Annotated in this window: 19 protein-coding genes; 11 read left to right on the top strand and 8 right to left on the bottom strand. The window is 42.8% G+C overall.

Annotation, left to right across the window (positions count from 1 at the left end; translation table 11 throughout):
• Positions 1-10: 10 nt before the first annotated feature.
• From AB1K91_RS06335 to AB1K91_RS06350, 4 genes are all read left to right on the top strand, one after another.
• Positions 11-769 carry a TerC family protein gene (locus AB1K91_RS06335; RefSeq protein ID WP_413088935.1) on the top strand — a complete coding sequence of 253 codons (759 nt, stop codon included), beginning with the start codon at positions 11-13 and terminating at the stop codon, positions 767-769.
• A 5-nt stretch (positions 770-774) separates the two neighbouring features.
• Positions 775-1845: an AbrB family transcriptional regulator gene (locus tag AB1K91_RS06340; protein WP_413088936.1), complete on the top strand. Its 1071-nt coding sequence runs from the start codon at positions 775-777 to the stop codon at positions 1843-1845.
• Positions 1845-2048 carry a DUF6501 family protein gene (locus tag AB1K91_RS06345; RefSeq protein ID WP_413089075.1) on the top strand — a complete coding sequence of 68 codons (204 nt, stop codon included), beginning with the start codon at positions 1845-1847 and terminating at the stop codon, positions 2046-2048. Before AB1K91_RS06340 ends, AB1K91_RS06345 begins: the two co-directional genes overlap by 1 nt.
• A gap of 131 nt (positions 2049-2179) precedes the next feature.
• A complete protein-coding gene (locus tag AB1K91_RS06350) occupies positions 2180-2731 on the top strand; it encodes a histidine phosphatase family protein (protein ID WP_413088937.1) in 552 nt (183 codons plus the stop codon).
• Here the strand turns inward: AB1K91_RS06350 and AB1K91_RS06355 are convergent.
• The gene (locus tag AB1K91_RS06355) at positions 2728-3915 is read right to left on the bottom strand and encodes a M14 family metallopeptidase (RefSeq protein ID WP_413088938.1); all 1188 of its coding nucleotides are present in this window, start codon (positions 3913-3915) and stop codon (positions 2728-2730) included. The genes AB1K91_RS06350 and AB1K91_RS06355 overlap by 4 nt on opposite strands.
• A 234-nt stretch (positions 3916-4149) precedes the next feature.
• Between AB1K91_RS06355 and AB1K91_RS06360 the strand changes: the two genes are divergently transcribed.
• From AB1K91_RS06360 to AB1K91_RS06370, 3 genes are all read left to right on the top strand, one after another.
• Positions 4150-4389 (top strand): ferredoxin family protein, encoded by a 240-nt coding sequence (locus AB1K91_RS06360; protein ID WP_093728423.1) that lies wholly within the window; start codon positions 4150-4152, stop codon positions 4387-4389.
• Between the two features lie 86 nt (positions 4390-4475).
• Positions 4476-4613, top strand: a complete 138-nt coding sequence (locus AB1K91_RS06365) for a hypothetical protein (protein ID WP_413088939.1) — start codon at positions 4476-4478, stop codon at positions 4611-4613.
• 23 nt (positions 4614-4636) lie between these two features.
• The gene (locus tag AB1K91_RS06370; RefSeq protein WP_489686332.1) at positions 4637-5986 is read left to right on the top strand and encodes an FAD-dependent oxidoreductase; all 1350 of its coding nucleotides are present in this window, start codon (positions 4637-4639) and stop codon (positions 5984-5986) included.
• Positions 5987-6011: 25 nt separating this feature from the next.
• Here AB1K91_RS06370 and AB1K91_RS06375 read toward each other — a convergent pair whose 3' ends face one another.
• Positions 6012-6284: an acylphosphatase gene (locus AB1K91_RS06375; protein WP_093728425.1), complete on the bottom strand. Its 273-nt coding sequence runs from the start codon at positions 6282-6284 to the stop codon at positions 6012-6014.
• A gap of 112 nt (positions 6285-6396) precedes the next feature.
• On the opposite strand from AB1K91_RS06375, the gene AB1K91_RS06380 reads away from it, so the two are divergent.
• From AB1K91_RS06380 to AB1K91_RS06395, 4 genes are all read left to right on the top strand, one after another.
• Entirely contained in the window at positions 6397-7917 is a 1521-nt protein-coding gene (locus AB1K91_RS06380) for an FAD-dependent oxidoreductase (RefSeq protein ID WP_413088941.1), read from the top strand.
• 125 nt (positions 7918-8042) lie between these two features.
• Positions 8043-9191, top strand: coding sequence for an NAD-dependent epimerase/dehydratase family protein (locus AB1K91_RS06385; protein WP_413088942.1), 1149 nt, complete (start codon positions 8043-8045; stop codon positions 9189-9191).
• Between the two features lie 9 nt (positions 9192-9200).
• Positions 9201-10355, top strand: coding sequence for a glycosyltransferase family 4 protein (locus tag AB1K91_RS06390; RefSeq protein ID WP_413088943.1), 1155 nt, complete (start codon positions 9201-9203; stop codon positions 10353-10355).
• Between the two features lie 202 nt (positions 10356-10557).
• The gene (locus AB1K91_RS06395) at positions 10558-11529 is read left to right on the top strand and encodes an NAD(P)H-quinone oxidoreductase (protein ID WP_413088944.1); all 972 of its coding nucleotides are present in this window, start codon (positions 10558-10560) and stop codon (positions 11527-11529) included.
• 217 nt (positions 11530-11746) lie between these two features.
• Here AB1K91_RS06395 and AB1K91_RS06400 read toward each other — a convergent pair whose 3' ends face one another.
• Genes AB1K91_RS06400 through AB1K91_RS06425 form a run of 6 tightly spaced genes read right to left on the bottom strand, consistent with a single transcriptional unit; the run spans position 11747 to position 18278 of the window.
• Entirely contained in the window at positions 11747-12292 is a 546-nt protein-coding gene (locus AB1K91_RS06400; protein WP_413088945.1) for a DinB family protein, read from the bottom strand.
• Entirely contained in the window at positions 12289-12978 is a 690-nt protein-coding gene (locus AB1K91_RS06405; RefSeq protein WP_413088946.1) for a 4'-phosphopantetheinyl transferase family protein, read from the bottom strand. Before AB1K91_RS06405 ends, AB1K91_RS06400 begins: the two co-directional genes overlap by 4 nt.
• Positions 12975-14186 (bottom strand): beta-ketoacyl-[acyl-carrier-protein] synthase family protein, encoded by a 1212-nt coding sequence (locus tag AB1K91_RS06410; protein WP_413088947.1) that lies wholly within the window; start codon positions 14184-14186, stop codon positions 12975-12977. Before AB1K91_RS06410 ends, AB1K91_RS06405 begins: the two co-directional genes overlap by 4 nt.
• A gap of 21 nt (positions 14187-14207) precedes the next feature.
• Positions 14208-16349, bottom strand: coding sequence for an FtsX-like permease family protein (locus tag AB1K91_RS06415; protein ID WP_413088948.1), 2142 nt, complete (start codon positions 16347-16349; stop codon positions 14208-14210).
• Complete coding sequence (locus tag AB1K91_RS06420; RefSeq protein ID WP_413088949.1) at positions 16343-17032, bottom strand: ABC transporter ATP-binding protein; 690 nt, start codon at positions 17030-17032, stop codon at positions 16343-16345. The genes AB1K91_RS06415 and AB1K91_RS06420 overlap by 7 nt, the downstream gene beginning before the upstream one ends.
• Position 17033: 1 nt before the next feature.
• On the bottom strand, positions 17034-18278 hold the full coding sequence (locus tag AB1K91_RS06425) for a class I SAM-dependent methyltransferase (RefSeq protein ID WP_413088950.1): 1245 nt from the start codon (positions 18276-18278) through the stop codon (positions 17034-17036).
• Positions 18279-18293: the final 15 nt, after the last annotated feature.

Raw genomic sequence — 18293 nt, forward strand, 5'->3', positions numbered from 1 at the left:
GAGTATGAGAATGGATTCTACATTATTGATTGAATATGGCTGGATCCTTCTGGTCCTGATCGGACTGGAAGGGTTGCTTGCAGCTGATAACGCGCTTGTTATGGCGCTCATTGTAAAACATCTGCCCGCTGAACAGCAGCGAAAAGCTTTATTGTATGGTCTGGGAGGAGCATTCATCTTCCGATTCGCCTCCCTATTCTTTGTCAGCTTCTTAGTGAATATTTGGCAGATCCAGGCTTTAGGTGCTCTTTATTTGCTATATATTTGTATCTCGAACCTTATCAAACTGAAGAAAAACGGTGGAGAGGAAGAAGCAGAGAGTCCATTCAGCAAGAAAAACTCCGGTTTCTGGATGACTGTTCTGAAAGTGGAACTGGCCGATATTGCTTTTGCAGTGGATTCCATCCTGACAGCCGTGGCATTGGCAACATCCTTATCAGCTACACCGCTGCCGCATATCGGAGGAATGGATGGCGGACAATTCTTGGTTGTATTGGCAGGTGGTATGATAGGTTTGATTCTTATCCGGATTGCAGCTTCTTATATCGTAAAAATCCTGGACAAGCGTCCCGGTCTTGAAGCAGCAGCCTATTTGATCATTGGATGGGTCGCAATCAAATTGGCCATCCACACATTGGCACATCCTGCTTTGGTAATCATTCCAGAACATTTCCCTGACTCTGCGGGGTGGAATGCAACATTTTGGATTGTGATGGCTGTCATCGCCATCGGTGGATGGTTCTATAAACCGAAAAGCGAAAGGTCCTGATTTCAATGGGGGGAAGCGATTCATTACGTTCCATCTTGAAGTCTTATCTGATTGCCGTCATAGGCGGCGGTCTTTTCACTTTGCTGCATTTGCCATTACCCTGGATACTCGGCCCGGTAACTGGTCTTTTGCTTTCCAAAATCATTTGGAATAACAAGACTGCCGCTTCCCAGCCGCTCCGTAAAATTAGTTATTGGCTGCTTGGTATCCAGATCGGCAATACGTTTACAGTACATACATTTCACAATGTACAGCCTTATTTATTGATCTATACGCTTTTGACATTGCTTTTGATTGTCATTTGCATGGTCAATGCCTATGTGGTCAGTAAATGGGTGAATGTCGATATGAAAACAAGCATGCTCGGGAGCATACCGGGCGGTTTGTCTGCTGTATCGGCACTCAGTGAATCCATGAAGGCCAATACTGGACTTGTGACGATATTTCAGACGATACGCCTTGTCAGCATCCTTTTCATCATACCGTTTGCTGCCACCCACTTATTCATGGATGGCGGTGCTCAAGGAGCAGTACAACTGCCTCAGACCGAGCAAGGAGCTTGGTGGACGATCGGATTATATGGCATCATGTACATCATCGCCCGTCTGACAAACCGATTCATTCCGTCAGCTTTAGTAATTGTACCGATGCTGCTTACAGCGATGCTGCAAGTCAGCGGAATGCATTTGTATCAGTTCCCGCACTTATTTTTCGTCGTAGCCCAGTTGACAATCGGTGTCTATTTGGGTCATTCTATCTCTATAAGGGATTTAAAAAAAGCTGGCAGACTTTGTCTCTATTATACTGGTCTGTCTTTGCTGCTTATTTTGCTTTGCTTCGGACTAGGGCTTTTATTCAGTATGTTCACTTCATTGAACATGGCCACCTCCGTCCTCAGCATGGCGCCGGGCGGGCTCGTTGAGATGGCATTGACGGCCCAGATGACAGGCGGAGATCCGTCCATTGTCAGTTCCCTGCAGACGATCAGGCTGCTGCTTGTCGTCCTTGTGCTGCCGCTGCTGCTGCAGTGGACGCTGCCGAAGCTTGAGAAACAACAACGGAAGGAAGAAATATGATGATACACAAACATTGGCAAGATGCTGAAACGATCAAACAAGTGGAATGTGTCCACACAAATGCAAAAAAATATGTCGTGAATACGACGCTGACACCGGGGAAAATCTATGATGTTAAAAATGAAACGGAAGAATTCATATTTATTGTCGACAATACAAACCGGGTCGGTGCTTTCCGGAAGGATTATTTCAAGGAAGTGTAATAAACTGGCAAGTTAAAGGCTAACCTAGTAAAGGTTAGCCTTTTTTCGTTGATTGGTGTTTTTCAGTGCTTGTAATTGTTCGATGGTTAACCGATAATAAGGCTATGCATAGCTAGAAGGAGATGGGGCTTGTGAAAAGGATCATTCTTGTTCGTCATTGTAATGCAGAAGGACAGCACAAAGACTCACCGCTAACGTATGAAGGTATTAACGAAGCCCGGATGCTTGCTGCTTTTTTGAAACGGCAGGACTATCCGATCCAGCGCATCCTCTCCAGTCCCTTCTTCCGGGCCGTCGAGACAATCAAGCCTTTCGCTGATGCAGCCGATATACCGATCGAGCTGGACCGGCGGCTGCAGGAGCGTATTTTGAGCGAAGAGCCCGTCGACGATTGGCTAGAAGTATTGGAAGAATCATTTGCTGATTTTGATTTGCGGCTGCCCGGCGGCGAATCATCGAATGACGCCAGAATCCGCATACGTGGCCTGCTCGATGAACTCGAAGCACAAGAGCAGCTTGAAAACGTCGTATTGGTGACACACGGTAATCTCCTAGCGATTTTACTGAAGGAATTCCAGACTGATATCGGATTTTCCCATTGGAAAGGTTTCACCAACCCGGATGTATTTCTTGTACAGCGCGGAGCAGGAAGTTATATGGTGGAACGTATCTGGAATGCTTAAATAGTTTCACTCGTAAGGATGACCATTAATAGGATGCACAGTTTTTCATAGATTGTATCAACTTGTTCAATGGGCAGGGGATTTTCTCCTCTGCCTAGTTCCAGTGTAAAGCCCGCCCGCAGGTGAGAAGCTATGAACCAATCCTTGAAGCCCGCATAGTTATCCAGTTCCTTTACACCTTTGTATCCGCTGAGCTGCTCCATCTGCGATACAATCTTGGCAGCGCCAGGAGGCTCTTTCCCTTCGAAACTCCAGTAAATTTCCTCTCCTTGTGTGTGCAACGCAACCACTGAATCAAAATCCCCTGAGTTGACAAGCTCATACATCCCGATCGATTCCGGTTCAGTCAGGGGAGTGCGGCCGGGAAAATCACGAGGTCCAGGAAGTTTCGGTTTCCTCAGTTGTTCATATTCCCATTTGGCAGGATATTGCTTATTCAAATCGACTCCAATTATATTTGCTTTCCATCCATTAAAGTCACTGGAACCTTCATTCAAAAAGTGGACAAGTTCTTCATACTCATGTGCAGTCTTGCTGCCATGGATGACAAGATCGACTCCGTCCGGGTTCACCATCGGAACAATCGAAAGTGTTACATCCCGATATAATTTACTTGCAGGATACCCGAAGAACTTTTTGTCATGTGCGATAGCCGCCAAGTAGTCATTGACAAATCGAATCAGAGCCAAAGAAGTGATCCATTCATTTCCATGAAAACTTGCGTTTATGTGAATTCGCTTCTTTCCTTTGCCGATTCGGAGCTCGGTCATCGGTTTTCCCAGTATGGATTTGTAAATTGTACGCATTCTGAAAAAGGGGAAAATCTGGTGAAGTAATCGGATATCCTGAAGGCATGTGGCATAATCATACGGCTGACGGAAACATGTCACTGGCTCGGTCACCCGACGGGGGAGCAAGAGCATTGACCCCGCGGTAAAATAGGAAGTATCATACAGCAGGTGAACCAGCCGGAGGGGAATCTTAAAGGCAGATGCTACTTCCGCATCTGACATATCCTCATCAAGCATGACAGATTCGGGGGCATAGCCTGGGACCTGTATGGGCTGTTGCGGCTTTACATGGGTGGATAGAAACGGATTTGCAGCAAACAGTACATATGTCGGAAGGTGGAACATTGTCGCCACGGTACTCAATTGACAGCCTTCTTGCAGTATTATTTCCATCTGGATCGCCTCCTTTTCTAAATTGTATGTCAAGTATGAAGTAAATATGGTGAGGGGGCAAGCTGTCAAATTGTTGACTACGCCCGTTGTTATTATCGAATATTGTTGTTATAATTTGAATCGATAGGGTATAAATACATATAGTTCGTTTGTATTTTGCGAAGTCGCAGTATACCTGGAAAGAAACCGAGTCTGATGGCCGGTTCATTCATAGTAGTAGAGGAGGCTGTACACATGGCTTTTGTCATTACTTCCCCATGTGAAGCGGAAAAAGCCGGCGAATGCATGGAAGTTTGCCCGGTTGACTGTATCGCGGAAGGCAAAGATATGTTCTATATCGATCCTGACATCTGCATCGATTGTGGTGCATGTGAAGCGGTATGCCCAGTTGAAGCGATCTTCATGGAAGATGAGGTACCAGCGGAAGAAACCAAGTACATTGAGATCAACCGCAAGTTCTTCCAGGAAAACTAAGCGAATCCACTGCCAAGAGGCAGTGGATTTTTTGTTTATCTTTCCTTGAATAAGGTAAAGAGGAACAAAAAAGGAGTTGTCACTATATGTCGACTGGCAAATATGAATCTTACTGGATAGACAAAAGCAAGCTTCCAAGCTTTGAGAAACTGCAGGATGACACTGAAACAGAGGTTTGTGTAGTCGGCGGGGGATTGCAGGAATTACAACTGCGTATTTACTGACCAAAAAAGGCTACAAAGTCATTTTGATTGAGGCACTGAAACTCGGGTATGGCACAACCGGTTATACGACAGCTAAACTAACGGCCCAGCATGAGCTCATTTATGATCAGTTGATCAGCAAGTTCGGCGAAGGAACTGCACGGACGCATTATCATGCAGCAATGGATGCCATCGACTTTGTACGAGAGGCAGAAAAAGACCTGCAGGCAGACTTCCAAATGAGCGTGGAACCTGCCTACGTCTATACAGACGACAAAAAGAATGTCCGACAGATCGAGAAAGAATGGGAAGCCTATGAGAAACTAGGCATACCAGGGGGTTTGGAAGAAGAGATCCCTTTGCCTGTTTCTGTACGCAAAGCGGTAAGGATGGACAATCAAGCGCAATTCCATCCACTTCTATTCCTGCAAGCAATGACAGAATATATCAGTTCAAATGATGGCCGGATTTATGAAGATACACGTGCCGAAACGATTGTAGAAGGGGAAGATGCGACTGTCAAACTGAAGGATGGGGGCAGCATTACAGCCAAGCATGTCGTAATCGCTACCCATTTCCCATTTTATGATTTCAAAGGCGCTTACTTCGCACGTTTGGATGTTGCCAGATCTTACATCGTGGCGGGGAAAAGCCCGTATACGTATCCAGGCGGCATGTATATTTCAGTTGATAGTCCTTCTAGATCAGTAAGGAGTGCCAAAGATAATAACGGAGATACGATATGGCTGTTGGGCGGTGAAGGACATCGCACTGGTAAAGGGAAAGAACTGAAAGAGCATTACAGCAACCTCCGTAACTGGGGCCGTTCCGAACTGGATATGGATGACTTTGATTATAATTGGTCATCGGAAGATTTTATGAGCCTCGATTCGCTTTATTATATCGGCCGCCTTACGAAACGGACACAGAATCTGTATGTTGCTACAGCATTCCGCAAGTGGGGCATGTCAGGCGGCATTACGGCAGCGAAGGAAATTACTTCTTTAATAGCGGACGATATAAGCCTGTACGGCGACATATATGATCCTGCGCGGCAGGACGCGGTGAAAGGAATCACGACTCTAGCAAAAAATATGATCGAAGTAGGTACAGAGCTTATCTTTGGCAAAGTGGAAAAGACAGAAAAATCCATTGATGATCTGGAGCGTGGCGAAGCGGGTAAAATTCGCCGGAATGGAAAACTGATAGGTATCTATAAAGACAACGAAGGAATTGTTCATCAGGTCGATACCACATGCACCCATATGGGATGTGAGGTTCACTGGAATGACGCGGAAACGACTTGGGACTGTCCATGTCACGGATCGCGCTTTTGGGCAAGTGGCGAAGTCATCGAAGGACCAGCTGTTAAAGATCTGAAAAAAGCAGACTAAAAAAAGCCCGGCTGATTTCCGGGCTTTATCTAACTTCAAAACGTTCAAAACCTTGCTGTTTGTCTAAGTATAGTACATCTACATTCCTAACCTTCACAAACCGATTAGGGCCTTTCCTGATTTCGCTGATGAACTTTTCCACATGCTCAGGATTCCCCTCTACATTCACTTGAACTGTGCCATCGGCTTCGTTCCGCACAAATCCTACTAAATCAAGATTACGGGCTATTTCTGCTGCTGATAAACGGAAACCGACACCTTGGACCTTGCCACCAACCACGATTTGTACACATTTCATCCCTATACCGCCTCCTTACAAAAAAGTCTTCCCTGATAGCGTATACAAAAAACATGTGATTAACACGGCATTTCTTTGGCAAAAATGGTGTTATTACAACACATGGAGGCTAATGATGACACATAATAAAAGTTATTGGCGCGAAAAGACGGATATTCCAAAGCTTGAATCGCTCCGTTATGATACGGAAAGTGAAATTGTCATTATCGGCGGAGGAATTACCGGTATCGTTACGGGATATATGTTAGCTAAAAAAGGGCGTCAAGTGACCATTCTCGAGGCAGACAGTCTTTATAGCGGAACGACCGGCTATACGACAGCAAAGCTCACAGCACAGCACGGGCTGATTTATGATGAATATATCCAGCATTTCAATATGGATACCGCCAAGACGCATTATGAAGCATGTATGGACGCAATCCATTTCGTCAAGGAGACAACGTCAGCTCATGACATTGATTGTAATCTGACAAAACAGGATGCCTACATCTATACGAAGGAAAAGCAGAACGTCAAAAAATTGGAGACAGAATATAAGGCGTATCAAAAGCTTGGAATTCAAGGGGAACTGTCCGACACAATACCGCTTCCCTATGAAGTCGAAAAGGCATTGATCATGAAGGAACAGTACCAGTATCACCCATTGAAATTCCTTAATGGTTTGCTGCAAGTGTTCCTCGAAAATGGAGGGAAAGTATATACAGAAACGCCGGTCGACACGATTGAAGAAGGGGAAAATCCGACCGTCGTAACAAAAAACGGATTGAAAGTAACGTGTAAGAAAGTCGTTGTAGCCTCCCATTTCCCTTTTTATGATGGACAGGGCTTCTACTTTGCCAGATTATATCAAGATCGATCTTATGTTGTAGCCGCTAAACCAAAGAATACCTATCCGGGCGGCATGTACATCAATGCCGACACACCTACACGGTCCGTCCGCAGCATCCAAACAGAGGAACATGGTACTTTGCTCCTGATCGGCGGCGAGTCTCACCGGACAGGCGAAGGATATCCTGAAGAAACGTATTATAAAGAACTGACGGACTTTGCAGCTTATTTGGATACGGAAACACCGATCTATATGTGGTCCGCACAAGATATCGTCACATTGGATAATCTTCCATATATAGGATACATCAGCAAAGGCAAGGACAATATCTTTGTCGCCACCGGCTATCGTAAATGGGGTATGACAAGCAGTATCGTTGCCGGTCTGGAAATTACGTCGCTTATCGACTCAGGCATCAGTCGCTACAAAAATATTTATCAGCCATCGAGGTTTCACGCCGACCCGGATTTGGGTAGTGTAACTAAGAATGTAATGGAAGTGGCAAAGGAATTTGTGATTGGTAAATTGGAACAGCCTTACGAGTATATTCCGCATCTGAAGCGTGGAGAAGCGACCAAGGTTCGGTTCAATGGTTTATTGCTTGGTGTCTATAAAGATGAAAGCGGCGAAATACACCAAGTCGATACAACATGCACACATATGAAATGCGAAGTGAATTGGAATAGTGCCGAATCCAGCTGGGATTGTCCTTGTCACGGATCGCGCTTTACCGGAACTGGCGAAGTCATCGAAGGGCCAGCGAAAAAGCCATTGAAAAAATTGGATCGCGGGCTTAACGGTTAACACCATGTTCATTTACAAATTCTCAAATCTTCCTTAACACCATATTGTTTTTCATTGCAGCATCGTTAGCATATAATTGTTAACGAACGTACCAAGAAATGTTGATGTCACAGGAGGGATGAGTCATGAAAATTGTTGTAGCTGGTGGAGATGGTTTCTGTGGATGGCCGACAGCGCTTTATTTGTCCAAGCAAGGTCATGATGTAGCAATCGTCGATAACCTAGTAAGACGCAAGTATGATGAAGAACTACGATCCAATTCCGTCACACCAATTTATTCCTTGGAAGAGCGGGTCGCAAAATGGAAAGAGAAGACCGGTAAGGAGATCAAGACGTACATAGGCGACTTGAATCATTATGATTTCCTGTCAGAAGTATTCCTTCAAGTTCAGCCTGATGCATTCGTACATTTCGCAGAACAACGCTCAGCTCCGTACAGCATGATCGATCGTGAACATGCGGTTTATACGCAGCAGAATAATGTGATCGGAAACTTGAATGTGCTCTTTGCAATCAAGGAATTTGCCCCATCTTGTCATCTGATCAAACTTGGTACGATGGGAGAGTACGGCACCCCGAATATCGATATTGAAGAAGGTTATATCGAAATTGAACATAAAGGCAGAAAGGATAAGCTGCCATTCCCGAAACAGCCAGGGTCTTTCTATCATTTATCCAAAGTGCATGACAGCCATAATATCATGCTCGCTTGCAAAATTTGGGGCATTCGTGCAACAGATCTCAACCAAGGCGTGGTATATGGTCTTCATACGGAAGAAACGAAGCTCGATCCAGTATTGGCAAACCGATTCGATTATGACGGTGTTTTCGGTACTGCATTGAATAGATTCCTTATCCAGGCGGCAACTGGTCACGACATCACTGTATATGGCAGCGGCGGTCAGACACGCGGTTTCTTGAATATCACCGATACGATCCGCTGTGTGGAAATCGCTGCAGAGAATCCGGCGGATGCCGGGGAATTCCGGGTATTCAACCAATTCACGGAAAGTTTTTCTGTGAAGGAGCTTGCTGAGAAAGTACAGAAAGTGAGCCGGGAGCAAGGACTCGACCCTAAAATCACATCCATTGAAAATCCGCGAGTGGAAGCAGAGGAGCATTATTATAATGCAGTGAATACACACCTCCGCGATCTCGGTCTCGAACCTAATCTTCTTACAGATGACGTGCTTCGAGGCATTTTGGAGACTGCGATCGAACACAGAGATCGCGTAATCAAAGAAAACGTGCTTCCGACGGTTACGTGGAAATAGGAGCAAACGGTGAAAATCGTCATTATCACCGAGACATTCCTGCCATCGACTGACGGTGTTGTCACCCGGCTCACTGAAGCAATCAAGTTCCTTCGCAGCCAAAAGCATGAAGTCGTCGTCATCGCTCCCGATTTAGGTGTTACCGAATACGAAGGCGCACTTGTTGAAGGCGTTGGAACGGTAACAATGCCATTTTATCGTTCCAAGAAGTTCTCCTTGCCGACAAGACGCATCAAAGCATTGCTGGAGAAGCACCAGCCTGATCTAGTGCATGTGGCGAATCCAGCCCTGGTCGGAATAGCGGGAATCTATTATGCGCATAAGAGCGGAGTGCCTTTGTTGGCATCCTATCATACGCATATACCGAAATACCTGGATTATTATAAGTTTTATAAACCTTTGAAACCATTATTTTGGTGGCATTTCCGCAAGCTTCATAATACAGCTGATTTGAATCTGTGTACCTCTGCAGCCATTAAACAGGAACTAGACGAACATGGCTTTGAGCGCATGCATGTTCTGAAGAGAGGTGTGGACGTGGAGAAGCGCCATCCGGATTATTATTCCCAGCACACGCGTGAGCGGCTGCTGCAAGGCGATTCCAGTAAAAAACTGCTCATCTTCGTGGGAAGGCTGGCAATCGAAAAGGAAATACACAAGATTCGTCCATTGCTGGATGAGCGGAATGACTTGGCTTTAGCCATTATTGGCGACGGGCCTGCCCGAAAAGAGCTGGAGAGGGTATTCGAAGGGACGAACACACTGTTTACAGGCTTTCTCCATGGAGAAGAACTTTCGCAGGCATTCGCCTCTGCAGATGCCTTTGTATTTCCGTCCATTACCGAGACATTGGGCCTGGTCATCTTGGAAGCAATGGCTTCCGGTATCCCCGTCATAGCAGCTAAGAGCGGACCGACATTAGAACAGATAGAAGAGGGCAAGACTGGCTTCCTTTTCGAAAATGAAAATGTCAGCAGCATGAGCAAGGCAGTAGGTAAACTCGATGACCAAGAATCGGTGGCAATAATGAAAAAGAATGTTCGAATGGAAGCAGAAAAGCATTCCTGGACGAATGCATCCAGCGAATTATTCGATTTCTATTTAGCAACTATCCAAGCAAAATCCCCCGTATATCAAGCAGTGCAGAACCCGAGCTCCAGATGACGGAGCCGGGTTTTTGCATGTTTAGGAATTTTATCATATGGTAATCAATAAGAAAAAGCACATGAAATGAGGTACAGCAGCATGAAATTCTTCAAAGGACTGTTAATTGGGATCTTGCTGGCCATACCATTCTGGATAGTGCTGATTTATTTACTTTTTTTCCGTAAAGGTTGACAATAAAAGCAGAAAGGGAGTATTAGATATGAAAGCAATCACACTACAAGGTTTTGGCGGCACTGATCAACTAAAGCTCGAAGAAACCGATAAACCAACTATAAAACCGGACGAAATCCTCGTTGCTGTAAAAGCATCAGCTATTAACCGCGCCGATATCGAAAAACGAAAAGGAAATTATCCATCCAGTGACTTTGATCCCATTTTAGGGTTGGAAATAGCTGGAGTAGTAGAAGAAGTAGGAGAGGAAGCATTCGGCTGGGAAAAAGGAGATCGTATCTTCGGACTGATTCCATCCGGCGGCTACGCAGAATACGCCATACTCAACAGCAAGCTCGCTATGCCCATTCCGGAGCATTTGAGCTACGAACAAGCAGCAGCCGTACCGGAGGTATTCCTGACAGCTTATCAGACGCTGCATTGGCTTGGTGAACTGAAACAGGGAGAAACCGTCTTGATCCATGCCGGTGCCAGTGGAGTCGGAACCGCAGCCATCCAATTGGCAAAACAAGCAGGAGCAACAGTTGCCGTTACAGCTGGATCACAGGAAAAACTTGATTTCTGCAAAGAACTTGGCGCTGACATCACAATCAACTATAAAAAAGAAGACTTTGCTGATAAATTGGCCGACACGGGCGCGGATATCATTTTAGACTTTATTGGAGCATCATATTGGGATCAGAATATCAAAACCTTGAAAACAGATGGCAGACTGATACTGATTGGATTCCTAGGCGGTACAGAACTTGAAAATGCAACGATAACACCGTTTCTTGCAAAACGCTTACATGTGAAAGGAACGTTACTTAGCACAAGAAGCAACGATTATAAAGCGAAACTGACAGCCGACTTAATCGATAATGTATTGCCGTTATTTGAATCACAAGCAATTAAACCGATTGTCGATAAAGTATTCCGATTATCAGATATCGCTGATGCACATGATTATATGGAAAGCAATAAGAACACAGGCAAAATCGTATTACATGTAGCAGATTAATTTAAGATCGGATTGCGCAGCAAACTTGTTGTGCAGTCCGATTTTCTTATTTTGTCTCACTATCTCAAGAATACTTAGTTTTTGAGATATGAAATGGCGATTTGCAATTACTTCCGATAATATATATTATGTAAACTAGAAAATGAAGAGAAAACTTGTTTTGCCTATTCGTCTCTTCGTACTCCGTATAACTAACATTCAAATACGCTACAAGTAATTATAGTTTCAGGTATGCTTCCGAAATTTTAAAATGATGCATTTCATGGATGGCCAAAATATGTATGCATTGTATCAAATTCGGATTGTGCGCAATTGGATCTGGATACCTTATATGACCCGCAATGTTATCCTCGATACCTGCCAGCATGTCCCTTAAACGTTCTGTTTCCTTTGTTATATTGCTTTGCAACTGGTCACTGCTCAGACGATATCGTATCTCTTTTGGCGGTACTATGAAGCAAGGCGCTTTCATCGGTCTATGGTGCTTTTGTTTGTACTCTTGATAAATATCTTTGCTGAATACGGAGAATGATTGACGCTTTCTCATTCTCGCTAACTTTACAGCAGCAGGTAAATAAATCCTGTTCAATTGCCTGAATCGCTTGACCATCAAATATAAGTGATAATATGTCTCTCCAAAAGACCACTTATCACTGACTGGTCTTTCCCAAAACGTGTCCTGGATATTGCGATTTTCAGCAAAAAAAGCCTCTCTTTGTTTATAAATTGTTTGAAAATGCATGTGCATATGATCGCTTCTCATTTTAAACTCCTGTAATGGAGATCTCGCACCCCCTGAATTAGTTCCACCTTGCTCAATCGCGTCAGCTTGTAATCATTAAAACAATGGACTCCCATGGCACACCAGCTGTAATCCTCCAGGAATCCGCGCACAAAATGATATCTCTTGTTTCGGATGATTCCATCACCCGGGATAAAATAATTCGGACGATATACTGCAAAGTTATCGTTTTTCACATCAAATATACTTAATCCATTCGTCTTTATATAGCTTTCCTTGAAAGTCCAAGTATCCGTAAAGTAAATTATTTGTTCTTTGCCGGTTAGCCCAGCTAAATAGGCTGATTCCTCCTCCGCAAAGTAGTGCTTGGCTAGATCTGCATTGCAGTCTATATAAGGCTGGATGTCCACACCGACATCCTGCTCGTCATATGCGCAAAGGATCCAATTACCTGAATGGGAGATATTATAGCAGCCCCCTTCTCTAATATAAGGCTTTCCATGCCTGCCACGATAAATGGTGATTGGGTGTATACCTCTCTCGTAGTATGCTACGTACTGCAGCAGAAGGTCACCATAGATAATATGATGCCTTCTCTCTAAGTTTTTTACACACTTTAATCGCAGACTATTGTATTCCATCAGCATATCAGTTTCAGTAAATTCCTTATCTTCGTCCAGGTCAATTTTGAGACAGTATATTTTCATGAATAATCAGCTAATAGTAATGATGCATTATGACCTCCAAATGCAAAAGAGTTTGTTAATACTTTCCCACCTTCATATTGTTTCGTTTTATTGAGTAAGAGATTGATATCGATGCCTTCATCTATAGCATCTGCTGTCACATTTATGGTTGGTATCAGTTTTCTGTTCTTGATCATCATCGAGCATAAAGCTGCTTCAATGGCTCCCGCTGCACCCAAGGCATGACCATTGAGCGATTTGGTTGATGACACGCATGGTGTATCGCCGAATAGCATTCGAATGGCAGCTGATTCCGTCGAATCATTCAGTTTTGTGGACGTGCCATGTGCATTTATATATTCAACTTCACTTTCATGTACACCAGCGTCCTTTAGGGCATTGGCCATGCATCGACTCACACCGTTAAGGTCAGGAGCTAACAATGATTTTGCATCGGAAGTGCATCCATAACCCTCTATCTCGCAATAGATACTGGCATCACGTGCTTTTGCGTGTTCAATCTCTTCAAGTACCAAAAACGCAGCACCTTCACTCATCACGAACCCAGATCTATTTCTTGAAAAAGGTACACTTGCTTGATCCAGAGTCTTGGAATTGGTTAGTGCCCGCAATTTCCTGAATGCTTCAATCACTTGAGGAATAACACAAGCCTCTGCCCCGCCGGCAATTACTATCTTTTTATTTCCGGACTGGATTTTCTTGAAAGCTTCCCCGATTGCAATGGTTCCAGAGGCACAGGCATTGGCATAGGCAAGTGTCTCCCCTGTAATATTAGCGTCGATACTAATATTAGCCGGGATCATATTAATCAGATTTCGCGGTATGACGAGCATTGTCATATGGTCGACACCTTTTACTGCTGCGGTACCAAACTCATCTGCCAGAGCCTGTATGCCTCCAACCGAACTGCCCACATAAACAGAAATATCCTCGCTATTTGTTTCATTTATATGCAAATTTGCGTCCTGGAGAGCCTCTCTGGATGCAACCAGTGCCATTTGCGTACACCGGTCCATATAGCGTTTATCTTTCGTAGTCAATGTTTCGTTAAACAGATCATCGACACGACCGATAAATGCAGTGTTGTCATATGGTGAAGGAACCAATCCGTTCTCCAGATTTAAAACACTTTCCCATGTAAGGTTTCTGGTAATACCGTTTGCCGTCACTAAGCCTATCCCGGTTATGACAACTCTTTTCACGATCATCCTGCCCTTCACCGAATATTGTTATAGTTTTCTTAATCTTGGCCTCATTCTAAGTAAGAAGAATATGAAGATTAAAATAATCATTCCATTACTTGAAAGTATGATCAGTAAACTGTCTGTCACACTTACAAAGTTAACGAAATCATACATAATCTGATCCAGGAAGATCCGTACTGCGATCCTCGAGATATAATAGGAACCGATGATGCATAATAGGGCAATCGGGATACTTAAGGAGAAATGCATTCGCATAAGATCCCGTAAACCATAGCCTTCCAGCTTTAAGGTTCTGATCGATGTCACACTGTTCTGGAAACTGAACTCCAATAAAGAATACAGTAGGGTGAATTGCAGAACGATGGCTAAAGCCAGAATGAGGCTTATCTGCTTGTTTATCACATTCAATATATTCTCTCCTGATGTGATGATTTCATCTCGGCTCAGCTTCGCTTCGATTTGGCTATCATTAGTGTCAGTATATTGCTCAGCCAATGCCACTGCAGGAGTGGAATACGTTCTGTCATCAAATAAGTCCCGACTGTCAGAAACCATGTAAATGCTGCTGACAGTACTTGATGCATTCACCTTGTTAATCTGGAAACTATATTGTTTTTCATTCGACACATCGGTCAGTGTTATGTCATCACCGACGTTTTTGTTATATTTGTCCGCGTAAGCTTTTGTGATGATGACATCTCCATCTTCCAATGTAAGACCATAATCATAATGCTCTGAATCGGATCCTATGACATACACACTTTGTGTGATGCCTTCTTCATCATATAGCTTATACAATTCGAATTCTTCGCCCTCCGCTTCCACTTCATTGGATGAGTCCAGAAATAGTACTTCTTCGAATGTATTCTCAATTGCTAAGTCTTCTACATATTGGGTTACGGAATCTTTTAATAAAAATGAGAAATTAATAAGCAAACCGACAAAGAATATAAGCAAAACAAACAATACCATCTCACTTTTGTTTCTATTGATCCTCTTTAAACGGTACCGGTATGAAAAAGGAATCCACTTTAGCAGATTGGAGTATGATTTGTTGATCGATTTCGGCCTTTTTTTGGTTGACTTACGCTGTTTAATATAAAATCGATAAACCAAGATCAAGTTCAGTACCATAACAGTAACAAAGGATGCAATGAGACATAGCGCAAGAAGCGAATAATCCGTTTCCAAAAGGGGATAATTGTATATCTGATTATTCATTTGCTTGATTGTATCGATGAACCCTATACCTGCAATTCCACCTGTAACCCAAGCCAAAAAGAGGGTCACTGTTGTTTCAGTCAAGTAATGCTTGTAAAGTGTCGCTTTACGAAATCCCAGCTTGACAAAAGTACTTAGGTTGCCCGATTCCTTCTTTGAGACCTCGAAATGGTAGACACTTAGAAGTACCGCTACAATTAAATACAAAAGACATGTTAATAATAACGCCAAATCCCGGGGTGCTTCTGCATCACCGATAACTTGCTGGATTCGGGTATTATTCTTGGAATCATTAATATAAGCAGGTTCTACTTTCTCGGAAATATCTTGCACATCCAGATCACTAGAGTACGCATAATAAGTAGAAAAACTCTCACCAAAAAGAGACTGGAAGGTTTGGTTGTCCACGAAGGCTATTCCAAACTTATTTGAATTTGCTTGCAGAACCATATCGCTGTTTTTTGTTGTTATGTAGTCAGGGGATATCGCGGAACCAACAATGGTCAAATCCCTATTGTTAAGGTCAATTGTATCTCCGATTTCCAGTCCATTTGCTTTTAGATAGTTCTTATCCAATAAAATTTCATTTTCTTCTTGTAATTCTTCCCCGCTGGTTACTTGATGCTTATTAATATTCTCTCTCACAGAGAAAACACGAATTGTCTTGCCATCATATCGTACTTCGCCATACTTCATTTCTTCATAAGATATATCATCCGATGCCGGCAACTTATTTTCTGTCATGAATATACCGTCTTCCACTGCAAAGTCTTTATTAAATTCATGAACAGACTTCAATACACTGCTGGTGCCGACAAAGAAGCTTACGAAAATACCAGTTGTTGCAAAGACAACGAGGAAAAGTATCAATAACTTTAATTTGTATCTGGAAATCCTTCTTAATATACGTTTATTCAACTTTTTGTTCGCGCTCGGATTCACCATTCCAAAAGCTCCGCCAACTCGACGTTTACATTTTTTTGATCACTTATTTTATTGCCATCATGGATTGTAATGACCCGGTCCGATATCTTCGTGATTTGTTCGTTATGTGTGATAAGTATGATTGTGCTCCGATGACTTTTCTGTATAGCTTGAAGCACCGTCAACACTTCTTGTGAAGATTTGCCGTCCAGCGCGCCTGTTGGTTCGTCACAAAATATTATTTTTGATTCTTTTGCCAGAGCGCGTAGTATAGCAGCTTTTTGCTGTTGACCACCGGAACATTGCATTGGGAATAGGTTGATTGCTTTTCGGATATCCCAAGTATCAATTAAATTTTCGATGGTCTCTGTCGGCTCATTTTCCAAATATATATTCTCATGGAGTGTAAGGTCATCTATCAAATTGTATTCCTGAAAAACAAAGGCAATATCCTTTCTCCTGAATTCATTGGTCTCTTTACTTGTAAAACTTTGAATATCCCGATCGTTTATCAAGATTTGTCCAGAAGTCACTCCTTCCAGTCCCGATAAGCATTTTAACAGTGTACTCTTTCCCGAGCCTGATTTGCCGATGATTGTGCACAATTCCCCTTCTGCTATATCCAAATCAATGCCGTTCAATACTTTTAACTCATTCTGTTTATGCTGGTTATAAATCTTAACGATATTATTAGCTTTAATCATGTTAGCCTCCATTTTTATGTGTAATAGTAATGAAGTAAGAATAGTAAGTGTCATCAGCAGGAGTGATTGCACTTACCTGGAACCCGCATGAATCTAATAATGTCAAAAATATATCCCAACGTTCCGCCTGCGCAAAGTCTGCCAGCATATTGTTAAGAAGTACCTCACCTTGAAGGATGCTATTGCAGATATCGAATTTATATCTGGATAACAAGTTCCACTTCTTATTGTGTCGTGCTATCAATTCTTGATTTATCTCGAAATCAGGATAATACTGACAAATAACGATACAGCCATTCTTATGCAGGATTTGTTTGAGTTTGTAAAAGAGGTCTAATTTCTGTTCGTAAGTTAAGTAGAAAAGCATGTAGCTCATATTAATCATGTCGAACTGCTGATCAAAGTGGATATCAAGTATATCGTCATTATACAAAGCAATATCAGCATCACTTTTATACTTGAGCTTCAGCTTTTCATAAACCTTTTCTTGACGTTCTACACCGATGATTTGTTTACTGTATTCTCGATAAACATCGATATAATTTCCGTTTCCACAACCGATGTCCAACACGGATTCAAACTCTTTATCAAGCAAAAATCTTTTAAAGTTATCCTTTGTATACGTATGAAAGGCTAACTCACCTAGGTTCGTATAAAATTCTTCTGAAAAACTGGGGTGCACTTTGTAATAAAAATTCAGACCATTTAGTTCTCGGAGGTAGATCAATACCTCCCTTACATACTGCATATCTTTCGTATGCATGATTTTTCCTAAACCGCTTTTGGGATCAGCTGATATCGTGTTCTCTATGAACAGATAATCTTTGTGTAATAAACTTACGCTTTTGGAATGGTGCCCATCATAAAAATCGAGAAGTTTTTGTGCTTCTTCCCTCTCCAATAGATATGATTCATTCAAAGTATAAGATCCGTCTTCATGCTGGGACACTAAATCCAAATTGCTTGCCAATGCCATGAATGATTGAAAAATATCCGCATGCATGGCCAAACCATGCATGCTACTGACAGGATCAAAATTCATATAAATCTGTCTTAACGTCATGAATCTAATGTAATTCTTAATCTTAGAAAAAACCAAAAGCTGAAATAGTGGAGTCTTCCTGATGCCAAATGTTTTGGCTGCTCCTATTAAAAATTTCATCCGAAGTGATTTCTCAATTGTTTTTTTATGATATTGAGATGTATTGTACGCTTGCCGCTTCATTTGCAGCTGACTAAACTCCATATAGAAACACCCCTC

The sequence above is a fragment of the Terribacillus jepli genome (assembly GCF_047228925.1).
Lineage (GTDB): Bacteria > Bacillota > Bacilli > Bacillales > Amphibacillaceae > Terribacillus.

Bases quoted from the DNA above. Each gene is read 5' to 3' on its own strand.
- AB1K91_RS06335 (WP_413088935.1), top strand. From the start codon at position 11: ATGGATTCTACATTATTGATTGAATATGGCTGGATCCTTCTGGTCCTG.
- AB1K91_RS06340 (WP_413088936.1), top strand. From the start codon at position 775: ATGGGGGGAAGCGATTCATTACGTTCCATCTTGAAGTCTTATCTGATT.
- AB1K91_RS06345 (WP_413089075.1), top strand. From the start codon at position 1,845: ATGATACACAAACATTGGCAAGATGCTGAAACGATCAAACAAGTGGAA.
- AB1K91_RS06355 (WP_413088938.1), bottom strand. From the start codon at position 3,915: ATGGAAATAATACTGCAAGAAGGCTGTCAATTGAGTACCGTGGCGACA.
- AB1K91_RS06360 (WP_093728423.1), top strand. From the start codon at position 4,150: ATGGCTTTTGTCATTACTTCCCCATGTGAAGCGGAAAAAGCCGGCGAA.
- AB1K91_RS06365 (WP_413088939.1), top strand. From the start codon at position 4,476: ATGTCGACTGGCAAATATGAATCTTACTGGATAGACAAAAGCAAGCTT.
- AB1K91_RS06375 (WP_093728425.1), bottom strand. From the start codon at position 6,284: ATGAAATGTGTACAAATCGTGGTTGGTGGCAAGGTCCAAGGTGTCGGT.
- AB1K91_RS06380 (WP_413088941.1), top strand. From the start codon at position 6,397: ATGATGACACATAATAAAAGTTATTGGCGCGAAAAGACGGATATTCCA.
- AB1K91_RS06385 (WP_413088942.1), top strand. From the start codon at position 8,043: ATGAAAATTGTTGTAGCTGGTGGAGATGGTTTCTGTGGATGGCCGACA.
- AB1K91_RS06395 (WP_413088944.1), top strand. From the start codon at position 10,558: ATGAAAGCAATCACACTACAAGGTTTTGGCGGCACTGATCAACTAAAG.
- AB1K91_RS06400 (WP_413088945.1), bottom strand. From the start codon at position 12,292: ATGAGAAGCGATCATATGCACATGCATTTTCAAACAATTTATAAACAA.
- AB1K91_RS06405 (WP_413088946.1), bottom strand. From the start codon at position 12,978: ATGAAAATATACTGTCTCAAAATTGACCTGGACGAAGATAAGGAATTT.
- AB1K91_RS06410 (WP_413088947.1), bottom strand. From the start codon at position 14,186: ATGATCGTGAAAAGAGTTGTCATAACCGGGATAGGCTTAGTGACGGCA.
- AB1K91_RS06415 (WP_413088948.1), bottom strand. From the start codon at position 16,349: ATGGTGAATCCGAGCGCGAACAAAAAGTTGAATAAACGTATATTAAGA.
- AB1K91_RS06420 (WP_413088949.1), bottom strand. From the start codon at position 17,032: ATGATTAAAGCTAATAATATCGTTAAGATTTATAACCAGCATAAACAG.
- AB1K91_RS06425 (WP_413088950.1), bottom strand. From the start codon at position 18,278: ATGGAGTTTAGTCAGCTGCAAATGAAGCGGCAAGCGTACAATACATCT.